At 62.4% G+C, this 2,360-nt stretch carries 2 protein-coding genes; both read left to right on the top strand.

The genetic code is table 11. The features are described 5' to 3' along the window. Nucleotides 1–502 (top strand): hypothetical protein (locus BM314_RS31195; RefSeq protein ID WP_244540098.1); only part of this gene is annotated, 502 nt, incomplete at its 5' end. Between the two features lie 121 nt (nucleotides 503–623). Continuing rightward, nucleotides 624–2,024: a DUF2254 family protein gene (locus BM314_RS29860; RefSeq protein ID WP_091982180.1), complete on the top strand. Its 1,401-nt coding sequence runs from the start codon at nucleotides 624–626 to the stop codon at nucleotides 2,022–2,024. Nucleotides 2,025–2,360 lie beyond the last annotated feature (336 nt).

Below are 2,360 nucleotides of genomic sequence, written 5' to 3'. Positions count from 1 at the left end.
CGGTCAAGTCCAGACACAAAACGATCCTCTTGTGCGGATCGTCAAACTGCCCGGTCAGGTCGCCCTACAGAAGATGGGGTCGGAACATCGCTTACACCCAAACTGCTATTGGCCCGAACGGCCTAACGCCCTGAGGAACCAAGCTCGTGAGTTTGTGTTGGCGCAGTGTTTCTGTGTTGTTTCTGCAAACCTGGGGGATGGCGGTATGGCAGTTCGGTTCCTGGGTATGGCAGCGGGTCTCACGCTTGCGGGTGTCGGTTTCGCGGCACAAGCGCAGTCGGTTGGCAGCAGGATTGATCAGCCAACTCCAGGAACCCTGCCTTCCGGGACACACAATGCGGACAGCTCCACCGCGCCGGCCAATCAGCCGACCGGCCGCGTCTCTGCGCCGAGCGCCATCAGCTCGTCCACTGATGTGATGAAGGGGGGACCGGTCCAGGGGAGCGGAAGCAGCGGAAGAGTCGACCCTATCGAGCATCTGCCCGAGAACATGAAGCGCTGATCGATCAGACGAGCTGTGCAATCAACGGTCAGCGGATGATGGTTTTCCGCTGATCTAAAATCGATCCAAGTCCAGAATTCGACCCAACGAGACGATCTAGAAGTATGCTCAATAAAACCGAATGAAAATCGTAAATCGGGCCCGCGACCAAATTCTGGCGCTTATTCGGCGGTCTTTACGGGAGTTCATCGGCCTTCCACTGATCGTCGTTGCGGCGTTCCTGAGCCTGTTCGCGCTGAGCTATCTGCTCGATGACGCGCTGTGGGGTCGCCCTGGCCCTACACCGCTCCCCTGGCTCGCCCATCTGCTTGGGGACACGGGCGCAATCGCAAGCCTGCTCGGTACCGTCGCGTCGGGTATGATCACGGTCACGTCGATCACGTTTTCCCTCCTGCTGATTGCCGTACAGCAAACCGCCTCGACCCTCTCCACGCACGTCTACGACCAATTCATCCAGCGACGCTCGAACAAGCTGAGTTTCGGCTTCTTCGTAGGTCTCAGCGTCTTCGTGCTGTTGACGCTTGGCAGCGCCAATCCCGACCATAAACCGATCATCGGGGCACTACTGTCGCTCCTGATGACGGGCGCGGCGCTGTGCATGGTGGTGATCCTGATCTACAGCACCATCGATCAAATGCGGCCGCATTCCGTCATCACCGCGATCCACGATCATACGATCAAGGCCCGCGCCGTGGACGGGGGCATGATCGCGGGCACCCGGCGTACACCGCGCGCCGGTCTGTCGTGGTCGCAGACCGTCCGAACGGACGCTTACGGCGTGGTGTGCGGTATCGACCTCGCGACGATCGAGCGGTCCGCAGCGGAGCATGACGCCGAGATCGAGATCATCGCCCGCGTCGGCACCAACCTCGCCTTCCGCGACCCGCTTTTTTGCATTCACGCTGCCCGATCCCTGCTGGGCGACGCGCTGCTGGCACTCGATCGGTCGATCACTGCCGCTATCAAGATCGAACCCCGCCGGACGATCGACAGCGATGCCGGCTTCGGGATCGAGCAGCTTTACTCGATTGCCTGGACGACCGCCTCGACATCGAAGCAAAACCCGCAACCGGCGATCCTGGTGTGCCATTGCCTGCGGGACATCATCGCGCGCTGGAGTAGCGCCGATGCGATCCCGGAAAACAGCGCGTCCCGGATCGTCTATGCCGATCGGGGGGTGGATGATGCGATCCTGGCTATCGCGGCGATCGGCGTCGTCGCTTCCGAGAGCATGCAGAACACGCTGGCCGCCGAAGTCTGGCGGACCCTCGCGACGTTAATCGATGACGTGCCGGCCGCACAGCTGCCGGCGTTGACCGACACGGTGCAGCGGCTGCTATCGAGCCTCGGAGACCACGTGCTGACACGAGATCTCGAAGAGGAGCTGAGCCGCTGCCGGCGAAGCTTAGCGAGCAGGGGTGAGCCTGATGCCGCCGAGGCAATCCGGGCCGCAGCCGAAACGCTGGCCGAAAGCATCGGCACGCTCAACTCCCGCGGCACGCGCGTGCCGACATCCGCCTGAGCAGACGTCCGTCACTTCTCCCCGGACGGGGGGCGTGACGACTCAGGTGACAGGCCTTTCGCCTCGTGAGCGCCCGTGCCGTGTACGGCCTCGCTGCCGATGATACCCCCACCCACGGAGGAGGCCGGTACGCTTCCGTCGGAGGTTCCAGCCCCGGTGTCAGCGGTTTGGCGGGTTGTCGTGGTTGCCGTGCCTGCCGCGTTGGGTGCGCCTGTCTCTGCATGCGCAAGGCCCGACCCGACGTAAGCGATGTTCCGACCCCATCTTCTGTAGGGCGACCTGACCGGGCAGTTTGACGATCCGCACAAGAGGATCGTTTTGTGTCTGGACTTGACC

It is taken from the genome of Methylobacterium sp. 13MFTsu3.1M2 (genome assembly GCF_900112625.1).
Classification (GTDB): domain Bacteria; phylum Pseudomonadota; class Alphaproteobacteria; order Rhizobiales; family Beijerinckiaceae; genus Methylobacterium.
Note: the sequence above shows the minus strand (reverse complement) of the source record. Positions and strands in the feature narration are given on the sequence as shown.

Excerpts from the sequence above, each read along its gene's own strand:
- BM314_RS29860 (WP_091982180.1), top strand. The coding sequence starts at position 624 with ATGAAAATCGTAAATCGGGCCCGCGACCAAATTCTGGCGCTTATTCGG.